Source organism: Mesorhizobium sp. M5C.F.Ca.IN.020.29.1.1, from assembly GCF_003997375.1.
Lineage (GTDB): Bacteria > Pseudomonadota > Alphaproteobacteria > Rhizobiales > Rhizobiaceae > Mesorhizobium > Mesorhizobium wenxiniae.
On sequence record NZ_RZSW01000106.1, the window covers coordinates 1 to 14,164 of the forward strand.

Genomic DNA, 14,164 nt, shown 5'->3' on the forward strand with positions numbered 1-14,164 from the left:
GCAGCGTACCCGGCGTGCTGCCCGGCAAGGTCACTGTGCTCGGCGGCGGCGTCGTCGGCCTGCATGCCGCGCAGATGGCGGCCGGCCTTGGCGCCGACGTCACCATCATCGACCGCTCGATCCCGCGCCTGCGCCAGCTCGATGATATCTTCGGCGGCCGCGTCCACACCCGCTACTCGACGGTCGAGGCGCTGGAAGAGGAATGTTTTTCGGCCGACATCGTCGTCGGCGCCGTGCTGATCCCGGGTGCCGCCGCGCCAAAACTCGTTTCGCGCGAAATGCTGTCGGGAATGAAGAAGGGCTCGGTGCTGGTCGACGTCGCCATCGACCAGGGCGGTTGCTTCGAGACCTCGCACGCCACAACTCATGCCGAGCCGACCTATGAGGTCGACGGCGTTATTCACTATTGCGTCGCCAACATGCCGGGCGCGGTGCCGGTCACCTCGGCCCAGGCGTTGAACAACGCGACGCTGCATTACGGTCTGCAGCTCGCCGACAAAGGCCTGAAGGCGATCCTCGACGATCATCATCTGCGCAATGGCCTCAACGTCCACAAGGGCAAGATCACCAACCGCGCCGTCGCCGAAGCGCTCGGCTACGAAATGGCGGAGCCCAAAACGGCCCTAGCCGCCTGATATTCCAGGCCCGAAAAGTTTCCTCCTGCCTCGCCCGCCGGTTCCCTGCCGGCGGTTTTTTCTTGGCGATGACTGGCAAGAGGCGTCTTCCCCCTCCCCTTTGCGCCAATCTTGCGGTGCAGCCCGTCGGGGCGAAACTCTGGTCGACGAGGAAGCTGAACGCGCAATCCGAACCTGGACATCGCCAGCCGAAATCCCCGGCTTTTCTGATGCGACGATCACCAGGGCCCCTCCCCGCGCGTTCGACAGCGGAAATGTGGAGAAACCATCCTGACCGCCATTGTCGGGCTAAATCCAAATCGCCCACCTTCGTTGCAAAACTACCCTGGCAAGGGCTTTGAGGAGTTTCGAAATTGCATTGTCTCCAGAGGATCGAGACGTTGATCGATGAGGCCAGCGTGGATGCGATCGATAAGGCGCGCGTTTTGCTGGATCAGTTCGATGGTAGGTCAGAAACACTCGCCCAAGCTATCGATGACTTCCTGCTTGATCTGATGACCCTGGTGTTTGTCGTAGAAACCACCCGCGAGAGGTTCCACAATCCGGCGCGGCGATTGGCGCGTATGAGATTGACCAAGATCAGCCTTTTGTTGGCGCCGTAGTCTGACGTCCCGGTCAGAGAGAGGTCGCACCAGGAAGAAGGCGCCGACTGATTGTTGGCAAATCCGAGCGCACCAACAGCTACGTTCCCTTGCGGCCGCTAGCCTGGTGGCAAAAAGATGTGCGCCGAAGGACGCTACGGGACTGGCCAGCGAATTTTTGAGCCAGCACCGCGTCCGCGAGCCAGCGCCCAAGACTATGGTCGGCCTCCGGCAAGAGCCCGGCGTCGAGTATCTTCGCATGCCCTGCGTCGATCTTACTTCGGAAGTATTCCCCATGGCGAGCTATTAAGGTCGGTGGCGCGCCGGATCGTTGATCGGCGCGTGCTGCATCTGCTCAAGATGTGGCGGGAGATGCCCGGTCGAAGAAACCGATGATCGAGGCCGGAAGACACGCACGGCCAAGGTGCGGGATCCGTCTCGGCCGTATTCAACAGCACAACCTTGTAGCCCTCCTTGTCGAGCATTTAGAGAGTGCGCGGGTAATAGGCGCTGGCGAACACGACGTCGCTGACCCGCAGCACGTTCGCTGCCGGTTCTTCTCCTTCTGGGACGACGATCTGCGCAAACCCTCAAAAGCGCCGCGCACCAGCGCCATTTCAACGGCCATGGCGTCATCGGCCGTTGTAAGCGCGACGGTAGGAATTGCGGGCTTTCTCATCGCGACCCGATCTCTACAAACAGGGTTCGCCCGTGGATTGGATGTGCCTGTCGGCAAAAAGTTCCTGAACCTGCGATGTTCGAATGGCCGCTATGCCACTGCTTTGAGCGGCGGCTCGTCTGCCGTTTGCAGGCGCGCCGCCGCCGCCAGCAGGTCGGTCTGGGTGATCAGGCCGAGGATGCGCTGCTCGGCATCGACGATGACGACGGCATGGCTGCGACCGTCGGTAAGTACGGGAAGGAGACTCATCGCCGGCGTGTCGGGCGAGGCGGTGCCCGCCTTCGACGTCACCCCCTTGACCGTGTCGGTCGCTCGCGTCAGCTCGCGCAGACCGACGGCGCCGACCAGCTTTGCCTCGGCATCGACCACTGGCAAGGTGCGGATGTTGTGGTCGAGAAGCTGCTTTCGGGCCTCGTCGGCGGTGGCAGTTTCCGGCACCGAAATCACGTCGCGGGACATGTCCCGGCAAAGCAGCGGTCGGTGCGAGCGCACCATCGCCTGCAGTTCGACCTGCCGCAGCAGCCTCTCGAGGTCGTCGCGGCCAATGTCGAAAGTTTCGTCCAAAGCGGCGAGTGCCGCATCGACATCCTCGGGATGGAAGCCGACGCGCTTTGCCGCCGGCGGATCGGCGGTGCCGTGGCTGTTGACGGCGGGTGCATGGACATGCGGATAGTTGCGCCGTGACAGAAGGTGGAAAATAAAGCCGAGCGCCACCAGTACGGCCGAATTCAGCGCCACCGGCACGACGGGGAACAGGAAGCCGGCGCTGACCACGGCCGGTCCGCCGAGCACGGCAGTCAGCGCCGCGGCACCGCCCGGCGGATGCAAGCAGCGCGTGAACGACATAGTGGCGATCGCCAGCGCCACAGCGAGGCCCGACGCGATCACCGGATCGGGCACGAAATGCGCCACTGTCACGCCGACCAGTGCAGAGATCGAATTGCCGCCGATAATCGACCAGGGCTGCGCAAGCGGGCTCGACGGCACGGCAAAGAGCAGCACGGCGGAGGCGCCCATCGGGGCCACCAGCAGCGCCACATGCGGGCCGCCGCCCATAGCGAGCCCGCTGATCACGCCGGTCAGCGCGATGCTAATAGTGGCGCCGATGCAGGCGAGCAGCCGCTCGCGTAGCGTCGCACCGGCGAGGATTGGGACGAAGAGGCGAAACCTCATGCTAAGCCTTGGAACGAGTGGAAGTCTGCGCTGTCCGCAATGCCGCCGAAGCCACGGATTTGAAAGTCAAACAAATCCGAATGTTCGCGGCCAGTGGGAATATTATTGCGCGCACCGGTTTGTGCGGTCGCCGCCAACGGCTGGTGCTTTTCAAATCGCGTCAGAGCTGGGCGCGGAGATACTTCTACCGCAAATGGATAGTATCGAATTCCTCCTGGCATGGCGGAACGTTCTCGCTTACCGCTGATCATTCTGGTGAAAGAATTCGCGTGAGCATTGGATTTTTGCTCAGTAACGGCCAGATGCGCGGACGAAGACTATCAAGATCAGCATTGGCGGGATGAACTCATCAACCGGATTTTGTCCCTGCACTTTCGCTCGGTAGCGAAACCAATTGGGGCGCGCTCGCCTGTCCATGAAAACAAGCGCCCAGTCCTGAAGGAACACGGCAACAGGGTGAACCACACCGTGCCCATCGTTTGCGCGAGAGCTGTCCCGACGCGAAGATGAACAAATGCTTGAGCCATCGTCCCAGCATTTAATCGCTGCGCAGGATCTTTGGTTCGAGCGCGGCTGCCACAAAAGCTCTTCGAGCAGCTGGTGGATGAGCCTCACCACGCAATACCTGCAGACAGGCGTCCATCGCCACCCTCCGTCTCTCGGTCTGACGATGTAGATCACGCAGCAGGATATTGGCCGCCTCATTGACGTCGAACACGATACGCTCGGTGCTGTGGCGGCCAACCCGGACAACAACCGGCCTCTCAAATCTCCGCAAGGCGGTCATCTCTCCGCCCCCCCAAAGGCGATCATGTGTCAAGAGGCCCAGTTCGCTTCTCTGCCGAGCCGAGCCGGTTCCGCTGCCCTGAATGTCGACAATGCCCTCTTGACCAGCCCCGCGCCAGCCTCGCATGCGTCGCCGCCTAGGCTCGCTCTGCAGACACGTCACGGACTATTGAGAAATCGTTCCATGATCTCGCCGAAAGCTGCCGCCGCCGCGGGTCTCCCGGCTGCATCCTCGGGTGATGCTCGAGTGGCCCGGCAACATGAGGACGGTCGCTCATTCGGCTCGCCGTTTCGTGCCCATCCACCTTCTCCCACAGGGGAGACTGGGATGCAGCGCCTTCAAAGTGAGGAACAAATCACCTCGCCGCGCACCTTTCACATTGTCTCGCCACCACCACCGTCGATGAAGTTTCGGACTCGCGCGGGCCGAATCGGGGATCGGCATCGCAGACCATGCGATCGATCTCGTCCCGACGGTTGCCAAAATCGAAAACGAGGCATAATTGCCCAGACATCCAGCTGCTTCGGAGACTTCCTATGACTTTTGCTCAATCGGTCGGTGCGTTCTTTCGTCGGCTGAAGCCATTCATCCTGCTTTTCCTGTTGACTCAGTTCCTGGTCAGGCTGGCGCTGACGCTGGTTTCGGCCAAAGACCTATCTTTCCATCCGGCCGACTGGCTGGTTCCTTTCTTCACTGGCTTCTGGTTCGATATCGTCACGCTGCTTCCAATCCTCGTGGTCTTTCTCCTATTCCCGCTGCTCCTGCCAGTTTCGTGGGCCGGAAAGCGGTTTGACCGCGCAGTTGGGCTCTCGGGCTTCGCAATCTTCCTGTTTCTGATGGTCGTGCAGGGGGTCAGCGAGTATTTCTTCTGGGACGAATTCACGACGCGCTTCAATTTCATCGCGGTCGACTACCTCGTGTACACGCAGGAAGTGATCCAGAACATTATGGAGAGCTATCCGGTCGTGCCGCTGCTTGCCGGCATCGGCCTGTTGGCGGTCGGCGGGGCCTATCTGCTCCGCCGCCAGGTGAAGGCAGGCTTCGCGCCGCATCCGCCGTTCATGAAGCGGCTGGCGGTCTTTGCGACGATAACGGGGATGGCCGCCGCCGGCGTGTTGGTGACGTCCGATTCGATCACACGGCCGATGCCGAGCGCGATCGCCCGCGAACTCGGGGGCAACGGACTCTATGGTTTGGTTAGCGCCTTCTTCTCGAATGAGATCGATTTCGCGAATTTCTATCGGACCATACCCGAGAAACAGGCGGCCGAACGGACACGCGACCTTTTAGCGGAAGATCACGAGCCGTTCGAAAGCACCGATTTAAACGACATCACGCGTGACATTCGAGCCGAGGGGCCGATGCTGCGCAAGAACGTCATCCTGGTCGGCATGGAAAGCATGAGTGCGGAGTTCATGGGCACATTCGGCAATCCGAAAAGACTGACACCGAACCTTGACCGGCTGGCGTCTGAAGGCCTGCTTTTCACGGAAATGCGGGCGACCGGCACGCGCACCGTGCGCGGGCTTGAAGCGATCGCGCTTTCAGTCCCGCCGACCCCGGGGCAATCGATCCTGCGTCGCCCCGGCAACGACAATCTCTTCACCATTGGCTCGGTGTTCCAGGATTCGGGCTACGATACGCGCTTCCTCTATGGCGGCTACGGCTATTTCGACAACATGAACGCGTTCTTTTCCGGTAACGGCTTCGGTATCGTCGACCGCGCTACGATGGCGGCAGGCGATGTGCATTTCGCCAATGCGTGGGGCGTTAGCGATGAGGATCTCTATGACGAGGTGATCCGCCAAGCCGACGCCTCGGCGAAAGCCGGCAAGAACTTCTTCAGCTTCGTCATGAACACGTCAAACCACCGGCCCTTTACCTATCCAGCTGGCGCGATAGACATCCCATCGCCGGGCGGGCGCGACGGGGCGGTCAAATATTCCGACTACGCGATCGGGGAACTGGTCAAGAAGGCATCGGCGAAACCGTGGTTCAGGGATACCGTTTTTGTCTTTGTCGCCGATCATACGGCGAGCGTCGCAGGCAAGGTCGAGCTCGACATGAACAAATACCACATACCGTGCATCATCTGGTCGCAGGGCTTTGTCGAGCCCCGCCGGATCAACCGGCTGGCGAGCCAGGTGGATATTGCGCCGTCGCTGCTTGCCCTGCTGCAGGCTAGCTATCGCAGCCGCTTTTTCGGCGACGACCTGATCGAAGCGGACGAACCGGAGCGGCCGGTCTACATCTCCAACTACCAGAAGGTGGCCATGATCATGCATGGCCGCACGACGATCCTTGAGCCCAAGAAGCAAATCGTCCAGATGAAGGGTGGGGAGGTGCAACCTGAAAGCGCCGTCGATCACAACGCGGTCGAAGATACCGTAGCCGTCTATCAATATGCCTCGCACTGGCGCGACATTTCACGCCGAATTCCAAGTGTTCTTGACAACGGCACGCTGGCACTCGGCCGGTTCGGTGTGCATCGCCTGCCAGACCCGAAGCGACGCGCGCCTCCGTCCAGGGCCACACCCACCATACCGGTGCGCTAACAAAGCCACCGTGCCACAACGTCTTAGGAATGCCAGGTCTGCTCCGGTGATCGCCAAGAGGTGTGAGGACCTTAACAATCCCTTGCAAGACCCTTCGTGGTGGCAACGGCAATGGCCGGAACGGGTCCAGCCTGTCGTGGAAAAGCTTTGATTTGATAACGTGATTCCCGATCAGCGAGGTGAGTCGGGCTGAAGCGGTTTGTCGAGGGCGAGGATCGCCGGCAAGCGGCACTGCTTCCCGAGTGCCTGGACGATTACGTGACGCAGGACAATCCGGGGTGGCGACGGGTGCATCGTGGATCTGCTACTTTCGCGCGCTCCAGTTTGGGAGGCGCAGCACGCGTAGCCCCTGTCGACAAACTGAGCCTCGTGCTTGTGGCGGTGTTCGGAGTGACATTCCTCAAGGAACACTTGTCATTGTCGAACTGGGCAGGGGTTGCCTTGATCGCAACAGGCGCGGTTCTGGTACGCTACAAAGCTTATTGCTCCGTCTTTAAGATCAGAACAGCCAAAAAAAGGTGGGCAGGTAGCCAGCTACCTGGAGGTATTCGATGCCTTCGATGGCTGGAAAGATCGCCAGAAAATAGAGGGCATCGAAGAATGTGCTTCTTAATGCGTTCGTGGAGAACGTGTGCTGATGCTTGTCCTGATGCAGCCACGGCTTGGGCCAGAACCGCGGCGTTCTTGCCACATATGCTTCGAACTCCGAACCAAATTTGTCACGAAGAAACGTCTCTTCCTTTCGGGCAGTCATCCCGAAAACCGCGTAGGTGCACCCCCCAGAGCGGATGCAACGATGAGCGATCCGAACATGAGGCCGATGCCGAATGCTCCGATCGTCGAAAACGGATATAGGGGATTGCGAGTGATCGAGTACGGCCCGCTGACTGCCAACTCGCTGTTCTTCCGCCCCCCGACATAGAGGATGCTCCACAACCTCCCGAGTATGCAGACGAGGATCAGAACAAAACCGATCATCTCGATGACCTCGTGAAGGCTAGATGCTTCATCCCAACCGGGGCGAGAGAATAGCAGCGAGCCAATCGCCGCTATGCTCAAGGCCTGGACGACCAAAAGTCTCTTCCGCTGATTAAATGGTTGCGGGGCAATGGAAGCGGACATCATGGTTCCTTCGACAAAGGCTTTTTCGGGGGCTCGCGCCAAGCAGTGCATCCAATGTCGACCGATCTGTCAGAAATGTGACGCGCTGTCCCTTTTTCCTGGCGGCGACTGCTCGGTTTCAATGGCAAGCTCGATAGCCGATTGCGATAGGCCTGACCCTTGGCAGATCCCGATGTCGGCAGCCTTTGGAACTTGCCGGAAATTAAGGTCTCGGTGGATAAACCCGCATGGCTTTTGCTGGCAGGAAGACCGATGCGCGGGCGTGGATGGATCAAGGCGTTGCGTCAGGACGAGGCTCGGCAGGTGCGTGCGCGCATTGCGGAACTGGAGCGCGACCTCATAGCGCCCACACCTCAAGGACGCCATCGACGTTTCGAAGCCGGACATGAACTTCGCAATGCGAAGTCCCGCCTGGCGCGTCTCGAGGAATGCATCTCCGGAAATACCGGAGAAACATCGGCGTTCGCGCAAGCTTCGCCGCTCTCAATGCTTGTAGCCGAACATCATCTCTCTGCTGCGGTCAAATCGATCCTCATAAAATGCGGAAGGGAAGACGGTCCAGCCAGGGCGCGAATGGCTGGCCACAGCACCAAGTTCAATCGGCTTTGCAGTCCTGTACCAGGATTCCGAACCACCTGTCGCTCGCGTCCCCTGTGGTTTCACACTGCTCGTCGATAGGTCCAGAGTTGTGCGGGGGGAACATTGCGAAGGACGAAATCATAGTGAGAAACGATGTAACGGTCGGGCATTTTGAGCACCGGTGACAGAAGACCGTAGGTGATTTGGATCACAGGTCGCCCGGCCGGGATTCGTGCAAGCAAATCCTCGAGCAGTGTGAGGCGCTGTTGCATCGGAAAGCTCAACATCGGCACTGCGCTTATGACACAATCGAACTTTTCCCGGCGCTCCCCCAGAATTTCTTCCAGGGCAAACGCATTGCCCAAGCGGAAATCCACTCCCGGAAAGCGTCGCACCAGGCCATCATAAAAATCCTTGGAATATTCGACCGAAGTCAACCGATGCGGTTTGATGCCTCTTTCCAGGATGGCCCTGGTGATGACACCAGTCCCGGCACCAAGCTCCAAAACCGGCAATCCAGAATGCGGGTTGACCACACTAGCCATGCGGCGCGCCGCATGGATTGATGTGGGCATGAGTGCGCCCACACCTTTCTTATCCTTCTGCCAACATTTGAAGAATTGCACTTCTTCCTCAAGTTTCTTGCCAAGTCGCTCTTTCAATCGAAAGACCATATCCGCTCCCTTCTCCCGATCCGAGTCGGAGCGACTTTTTGTCGAAGTTTCACTATATAAACAAGCCTGATTCACAGGGATGATTGCCGCGCTGGAGGCGCGAAACGCCCGCGCCGGCTGACACGCGCGTGTCCGCCATGATGACGTTTCATCGCTCAGATGCGCGCCAGTTCTTCCTGTATGGAAATCTGGCTCATGGCCTCGAGAGCCCCTCACGGCTCGTCGAGCAGCCGTATCTCCGGCTGCACTATCAGCGCCAGCGCGACGCACGCAGGTTTCTCATCTGCTGCGGGCTTCGTCAGGCGCACAGCAGACAGCGAGGCCGCTACGGCCGCAAAAACCCGCGACGGCGGCTCGATTCCGGGACCGGTCCGCCATTTTTGGCAGGTGATCCGTGCAAGTGCGTGGCGTGGATCACCCCAGCTATCTCGTGGCCGCCTCATTGCCATTGTCCTCTTTTCAGCCGGCCGAGCCTCCCAATCGCCGGACCAATGATGAGGATCCCCTCGGAATAGTTTTTTGAAGAGCCTGACGGTCTGCGCCGTCTTACGGTGGTTCCGGCTCTGCCATGGCCTAACTCTTCTCTGCCGCGCAGGCAGCAAGTGCTATGACTCTACCGTGTAATGGCCTTGGAAAATACGACGGCTGGACCACAACAATGAGGTTTAGGCTGAAGACTTTTCAGGGAAACCCCCAAAAAGGAAACAGCAGCTCTTCCGGTCCTTACGAGCCCGGCCGTTCCTATCGGCCGGTAATCATCGCAAGCCGGGGTCAGAACAAGAACTGTTCCCAGCGACACGCCAAGGTCGAACGGAGCATGAACGTCATGCGGCGTGGCGTAACCGAGCCGGTAGTCTGAGCGACCGGAAGCCTTCAGGCATCTGATGTTCTGCATCCCAGGTGTAGATGCCGGTCAGATTAATGTGTTCCCAGCTCAGCGGCGAGACGTGCTTGAGCAGATGATCCGGAATCTCGCGATGCATTTTGCGCAAATGGCTGACGGCCCGTTCGATGTAGACCGTATTCCAATGCACGATCGAGCTAACGACGAGGTTGAGGCCGGAGGCGCGGAACGCCTGGCTTTCGAACGATCGGTCCCGGATCTCTCCGCGCTCGTGGAAGAAGACGGCGCGCTTCAGCTTATGTGCTGCCTCGCCCTTGTTGAGGCGGCCTGGCATCGCCGGCGCAGCGCCGAACTTGAATACCATTCGATCATGAACAACGATCGCTCGATCCGGCCGAGTTCGCGCAGCGCCCTTGCGAGCTGGCTTTCCTTCGGTGATGCGGACAGCTTCTTCAGGATCGTGGACGGCACCACGGATCGCGTCGTGATGGACGCCGCCAGATGGAGCAGATCATCCCAGTGCTCGAGGATCAGGGTGGTGTTGATTGGGGCTCCAATGTGGTTCGACAACGCCGGATATGCGTCGCCTTTCTCGAATGTGTGGAACTTCCGGTCCTTGAGGTTGCGCAGCCGAGGTGCAAAGCGTTTGCCGATCAAGGCGAAAAGCCCGAAGACGTGATCACTCGCACCGCCCGTATCGGTGAAGTGTTCCTGGATGTCGAGGATTGTGTCCTGATCGAACAGCCCATCGAGCACATAGGCCGCCTCGCTTTCGGTCGGACTGATGGGCAGAATGCTGAAGTAGCCGTACTGATCCGACAGATGGCTGTAGAACTTCGAACCCGGCTCGCTGCCGTAGTGCAGATTGACGTCGCCGCGCTTAGCGGCTCGGTCGCTTGCGCGGAAGAATTGGCCATCCGATGAAGAGGTGGTTCCGTTGCCCCAGAGGCGCGAATGCGGATGCCGAGTGTGCGCATCGGTGATACATGCTTGCGCCGCGCGATAGGTCTCCGACCGGGCGTGGAAGGTGCGCATCCAGCCGATCTGGTGAGCGCTGATGCCCTTGGATGCGCTCGCCATCCGTTTCGGACCGAGATTGGTCGCATCGGCCAGCACGCCGGCCAACATAGCCGTGACGTTCCTCGGAGTGTCGCCCGTGCGAACATGCGTGAAGCAATCCGCGAAGCCGGTCCATTCGTGCACCTCCCTCAAGAGGTCAGGCACTTCAACCAGCGGAAAAAGTTCGCTGATCTCGGCATTCAGTTCGTCGGCCGCCGCCGGAACCTCGCCAGCCGTTGGCGTCACGATCAAGGTACCGGCTTCAAGACGAACACCTTCGAGCTTTCCGGACCGTGCCCTATGTCCCAGACGCTTCAGGTTGAAGTCGAGCATCTGACGCGCTTCGGCAAGCCACTGCGCGCCGTCACCTTGGACGCCCAACCCGAGACGATCCTCCTCTTTCATTGTGGTGAATGTCGACCGCGGCATCAGATGCTCGTCGAGCGGCCTATGTGTGATACGCCTTGGTAAAAGATGTGGAGAGTTCGGTGTCGACAAATTGGACGGCTTTTGGGTCGCCTCTGCTTGAGAGGATTGAGGGGTTGTCCCAGGACTTTTTTGGTCTGAGCCTAAAGAAGATTGCCGCCGACAGAGCCCATCAATTTTGGCTCCTGGGAATTGATAGTCAGCAACGCACATTGGTCGACCTGCTGGGAAATATCGACACCAGATCAATGGCGATAATCAATGAACGGTTTTTTGACACGGATGCCGGATTCCGCATATCAGCCCAGAAGGCGTTGAAACGCCTACCAGTGCGTGCTGACATATTCCTCTTGAACACTGACTATTTTGAGCAGCCCGCTCCTGACGTAGACCCCATGTTGGTTCACGAAATCTGCCACGGACTCGACCAATTGAATCTTGCTCCGCCCGGGCAGATCACCGATCTTGATCGGCACAATGCTCAAGTAATTTTCGAGGCATACGATCCCGAGGCCTGGAGTGCGGGGCACAATGGAAGGTGGGACAGTATTTAGCTTGGTCGGGGCGTCGCTCCGTCGAACTTGGTCGCACCGCCAGCATATCCGAATTCATCAAGCTTTCGATTCCCGCCTATGATCGACCGAACTGGCAAGATGGCGCCATACGTGAAAAGTGATGCCTGATTGGTTTGAAAAGGCCATTCTGAGCGAGCGCCGACGGGATCGTGGCTGGAATCGCCATCGATGATGAAGGCTCGGGCAGTTGCTTCTGACACCCGTCGACTAGGCTAAGGGGCGCTTCCCCTCGCGCCGTCAAGAGGGCCGAGCCTCGGCTTCGCCTGCGGCCGCACCCAACCCCTCTTGCCTGCGCAACCCCGGAACCTCGCCGGTCAGGCAGGGGTGCGGGCCCCTCGAATATCGAACAACTATCAATTTCCTTTGACGCAGGATCCCCTCTGTTCCTGGATGCTGATGGGGCGATTGCCGACAACGGCCCGCCGGCGGGCAATTTTCCGCGCTCAGCCTCGTGTGTATGGCCGTAAAAGCGCGGAAAATTATCGGCTGTTGAATTTTCGCGCTTTTGGATTCACGAACGCCGATTTTCCGCGCTTTTCAACTGACCGAAGGCATTTAAATCGCTTGAGAAATTCACCCGTTGCTAGAATATCAGAGGAAGCGGGCAGACGACACCAACTTGGAGGCGAAGCAATGGAAAAATCTGTGACGCGCCGCGTCGGCCGCCCAATCGGCAGCGGCGTCAAGGACGACGATCAGGCCCTTACCAAAGTTGCCGGTATTTTGCTGGACAATCCAGGCATGAAAGCGACTACCGCCATGAGACGGGTCCTCGGTGACATGCCCGGCTCGCGTCGGGAGACAGATGTGACATTGATCCGTCGATGGCAGGGCCGTTGGAGGCTGAACGGACAGAAGTTCATGGACAAAGCCGTAGCCAAGAGAGCTGCGCGAGCGGCCTCGCCCGCAACTTCACCCATCTCCGGCTCGGCTAGCGCCTACCTAATGAGGAAAGCCAAAGAGACGGCGAGCATGTACAATTTTTCGGAAGTAGCTGCCCTCCAAAACGCTGCGGCTGGATACCTCGATACGCCGCTCCAGAGAGAGGTGCAGGGTGTCTTGGACTCACTGGCGCAGAGGACAGCGCTGGGTCTTCACGAATCGTCCATTCAGCGAGAATTGAAGCGCATGACGGAATCGTCTGCCACGGGATCTTTGCTGAAAGCTTTGGAGGAGCACAATCGTTACCTTGCCGAGCTGAAAAAATTGGGTTGAGGCTGCAGACCACCTGAAAAACAGCAATTGACCCGTAGAGCGGCCACGCGTCCAGTTCGACAAGGGCACGATTGCGGCCTGGTTGGCAACTGAAACAACGCGGTTTGTAGTACAATTTCTAAAAGGGTCCTTTTGCAATTGACGCCTGCAAGGGTGCCTCATGCTTGCGCCGTAAAACGCAACACCAGTGCTGACAGTGCAGACAGTGCAGTCTGTCGTTTGAATCTGGCACCAGCCAAAGGCTACCGAAGAAATGGACAAGATCACAATCGACTTCTGGGGTTTTGCGATAACGGCCGAAGGGTTTTACGGCGTCTTGGCGGCGTCGGTGTTGGTCATGGCCGTTGTCATTGTGTTGAAGGTTGGGAGGCGTCGGGGTGCCTAGGCGTAACCAAGATCGCGTTGTTGAAGATTGGGAACTCCTAGCTGAGGACGGGGCATAGAAGCCGCGATCGAAAGGCATGGCAAAGACCCTTGCACGTCGGTCGCCTATGTATTGCGCCCTGGAAGTGTCTGGCAATCCGGAAGATGCCGAATACCGGTTCTACTTCGATCTGTTTCTGCGGCTTTCTAAGTAAGACCATATCGGGTGGACTTAGCGTAATGGCGATGACAGAGGGCAAGTATCCGGGAGAACTCGCCTCCCCGCAGCAGATCCATGATCTGGCGGAAGAGTACCGCAAGGCGGCAACGCTGCTCCTTCAGCTCGGCCGATCAGGCAAGCCGCTTACCCGAGCGCCGTTCAGATTATCCGCCATCCACGCGATCGAACTCTACCTGACCGCGCTTTTGCTGCACCGTGGCCATGACGCTAATCAAATCCGCAAGATGCAACACGACTTGGCGGCGCGGGCGAAGCACACCGCTGAAGCGGGGCTCCGTCTTCGCACGAAAACCGCCAATCATCTTCAGTCCCTCAGCCAAAACCGGGAATATCTCATTACCCGGTACGGCCCGGAACTGGCGGCAACGGGCTCGCAGGTCAACCGGCTGACCGCCACCCTCGAAGAGGTGGCGGCCAAGGTTACCCTTTTGATTGCGCCGCCCTCAAGGATGGCCCCGCTGACCAGCGCGGCCGCAACAGGCAAGACCTGAACGGATGGAGGTCGGCATACGGACGTTGGCCCTGCTCGGCACCAGCTTGCCGAGCGGGATAGTGATTTCATTCATGTTCATGGTCTTGCTCCTTGTTAGTTTCAGGTTGACCTGACGGTTCAGGCCTCCCTGAACCCTTGCCTCGCGGCGAGCAGCGGGGAGAGA

The 14,164-nt window shown here is 59.1% G+C and carries 13 protein-coding genes and 3 pseudogenes; 7 read left to right on the top strand and 9 right to left on the bottom strand.

Annotated elements, in window-relative coordinates; translation table 11 throughout:
• A partial coding sequence (locus tag EOA85_RS11505; protein ID WP_164759605.1) for an NAD-binding protein occupies positions 1 to 635 on the top strand: 635 nt, incomplete at its 5' end.
• A 380-nt stretch (positions 636 to 1,015) separates the two neighbouring features.
• A complete protein-coding gene (locus tag EOA85_RS11510) occupies positions 1,016 to 1,237 on the top strand; it encodes a hypothetical protein (RefSeq protein ID WP_245485680.1) in 222 nt (73 codons plus the stop codon).
• A 467-nt stretch (positions 1,238 to 1,704) separates the two neighbouring features.
• Here the strand turns inward: EOA85_RS11510 and EOA85_RS38860 are convergent.
• The 4 genes and pseudogenes from EOA85_RS38860 to EOA85_RS11535 form a co-directional block, all read right to left on the bottom strand.
• Positions 1,705 to 1,803, bottom strand: a pseudogene (locus EOA85_RS38860) (dimethylarginine dimethylaminohydrolase); the annotation flags it as partial.
• Positions 1,804 to 1,985: 182 nt separating this feature from the next.
• Entirely contained in the window at positions 1,986 to 3,068 is a 1,083-nt protein-coding gene (locus tag EOA85_RS11525; protein WP_127209493.1) for an HPP family protein, read from the bottom strand.
• The gene (locus EOA85_RS11530) at positions 3,065 to 3,319 is read right to left on the bottom strand and encodes a hypothetical protein (RefSeq protein WP_127209494.1); all 255 of its coding nucleotides are present in this window, start codon (positions 3,317 to 3,319) and stop codon (positions 3,065 to 3,067) included. The genes EOA85_RS11525 and EOA85_RS11530 overlap by 4 nt, the downstream gene beginning before the upstream one ends.
• 287 nt (positions 3,320 to 3,606) lie before the next feature.
• The gene (locus EOA85_RS11535) at positions 3,607 to 3,981 is read right to left on the bottom strand and encodes a DUF982 domain-containing protein (protein WP_348627895.1); all 375 of its coding nucleotides are present in this window, start codon (positions 3,979 to 3,981) and stop codon (positions 3,607 to 3,609) included.
• Between the two features lie 410 nt (positions 3,982 to 4,391).
• Here EOA85_RS11535 and EOA85_RS11540 point away from each other — a divergent pair, with 410 nt between their 5' ends.
• Both EOA85_RS11540 and EOA85_RS38865 read left to right on the top strand, forming a co-directional pair.
• Positions 4,392 to 6,410, top strand: a complete 2,019-nt coding sequence (locus EOA85_RS11540; protein WP_164759606.1) for an alkaline phosphatase family protein — start codon at positions 4,392 to 4,394, stop codon at positions 6,408 to 6,410.
• A 272-nt stretch (positions 6,411 to 6,682) separates the two neighbouring features.
• A pseudogene (locus EOA85_RS38865) lies at positions 6,683 to 6,887 on the top strand (EamA family transporter); the annotation flags it as partial.
• 22 nt (positions 6,888 to 6,909) lie between these two features.
• On the opposite strand, the gene EOA85_RS40090 reads toward EOA85_RS38865, so the two are convergent.
• The 5 genes and pseudogenes from EOA85_RS40090 to EOA85_RS11560 form a co-directional block, all read right to left on the bottom strand.
• Entirely contained in the window at positions 6,910 to 7,164 is a 255-nt protein-coding gene (locus EOA85_RS40090; protein WP_348627897.1) for a hypothetical protein, read from the bottom strand.
• A complete protein-coding gene (locus tag EOA85_RS40095; RefSeq protein WP_348627896.1) occupies positions 7,161 to 7,574 on the bottom strand; it encodes a methyltransferase in 414 nt (137 codons plus the stop codon). The genes EOA85_RS40090 and EOA85_RS40095 overlap by 4 nt, the downstream gene beginning before the upstream one ends.
• Before the next feature lie 27 nt (positions 7,575 to 7,601).
• Positions 7,602 to 8,003, bottom strand: coding sequence for a hypothetical protein (locus EOA85_RS37415; RefSeq protein ID WP_164759607.1), 402 nt, complete (start codon positions 8,001 to 8,003; stop codon positions 7,602 to 7,604).
• Between the two features lie 188 nt (positions 8,004 to 8,191).
• On the bottom strand, positions 8,192 to 8,785 hold the full coding sequence (gene pmtA, locus EOA85_RS11555) for a phospholipid N-methyltransferase PmtA (RefSeq protein WP_127209497.1): 594 nt from the start codon (positions 8,783 to 8,785) through the stop codon (positions 8,192 to 8,194).
• Positions 8,786 to 9,609: 824 nt separating this feature from the next.
• Positions 9,610 to 11,138 (bottom strand): annotated as a pseudogene (locus tag EOA85_RS11560) (Tn3 family transposase); the annotation flags it as partial.
• A 92-nt stretch (positions 11,139 to 11,230) separates the two neighbouring features.
• On the opposite strand from EOA85_RS11560, the gene EOA85_RS11565 reads away from it, so the two are divergent.
• The 3 genes from EOA85_RS11565 to EOA85_RS11580 all read left to right on the top strand — a co-directional run bounded on the left by EOA85_RS11565 (position 11,231) and on the right by EOA85_RS11580 (position 13,999).
• On the top strand, positions 11,231 to 11,668 hold the full coding sequence (locus EOA85_RS11565; RefSeq protein WP_127209498.1) for a hypothetical protein: 438 nt from the start codon (positions 11,231 to 11,233) through the stop codon (positions 11,666 to 11,668).
• Between the two features lie 654 nt (positions 11,669 to 12,322).
• Positions 12,323 to 12,904 (top strand): hypothetical protein, encoded by a 582-nt coding sequence (locus tag EOA85_RS11570; RefSeq protein WP_127209499.1) that lies wholly within the window; start codon positions 12,323 to 12,325, stop codon positions 12,902 to 12,904.
• A 603-nt stretch (positions 12,905 to 13,507) separates the two neighbouring features.
• Complete coding sequence (locus EOA85_RS11580; protein WP_245485683.1) at positions 13,508 to 13,999, top strand: hypothetical protein; 492 nt, start codon at positions 13,508 to 13,510, stop codon at positions 13,997 to 13,999.
• Positions 14,000 to 14,164: the final 165 nt, after the last annotated feature.

Bases quoted from the DNA above. Each gene is read 5' to 3' on its own strand.
- EOA85_RS11525 (WP_127209493.1), bottom strand. From the start codon at position 3,068: ATGAGGTTTCGCCTCTTCGTCCCAATCCTCGCCGGTGCGACGCTACGC.
- EOA85_RS11535 (WP_348627895.1), bottom strand. From the start codon at position 3,981: ATGCGAGGCTGGCGCGGGGCTGGTCAAGAGGGCATTGTCGACATTCAG.
- EOA85_RS11530 (WP_127209494.1), bottom strand. From the start codon at position 3,319: ATGATCAGCGGTAAGCGAGAACGTTCCGCCATGCCAGGAGGAATTCGA.
- EOA85_RS11570 (WP_127209499.1), top strand. From the start codon at position 12,323: ATGGAAAAATCTGTGACGCGCCGCGTCGGCCGCCCAATCGGCAGCGGC.
- pmtA (WP_127209497.1), bottom strand. From the start codon at position 8,785: ATGGTCTTTCGATTGAAAGAGCGACTTGGCAAGAAACTTGAGGAAGAA.
- EOA85_RS11540 (WP_164759606.1), top strand. From the start codon at position 4,392: ATGACTTTTGCTCAATCGGTCGGTGCGTTCTTTCGTCGGCTGAAGCCA.
- EOA85_RS40090 (WP_348627897.1), bottom strand. From the start codon at position 7,164: ATGACTGCCCGAAAGGAAGAGACGTTTCTTCGTGACAAATTTGGTTCG.
- EOA85_RS11580 (WP_245485683.1), top strand. From the start codon at position 13,508: ATGGCGATGACAGAGGGCAAGTATCCGGGAGAACTCGCCTCCCCGCAG.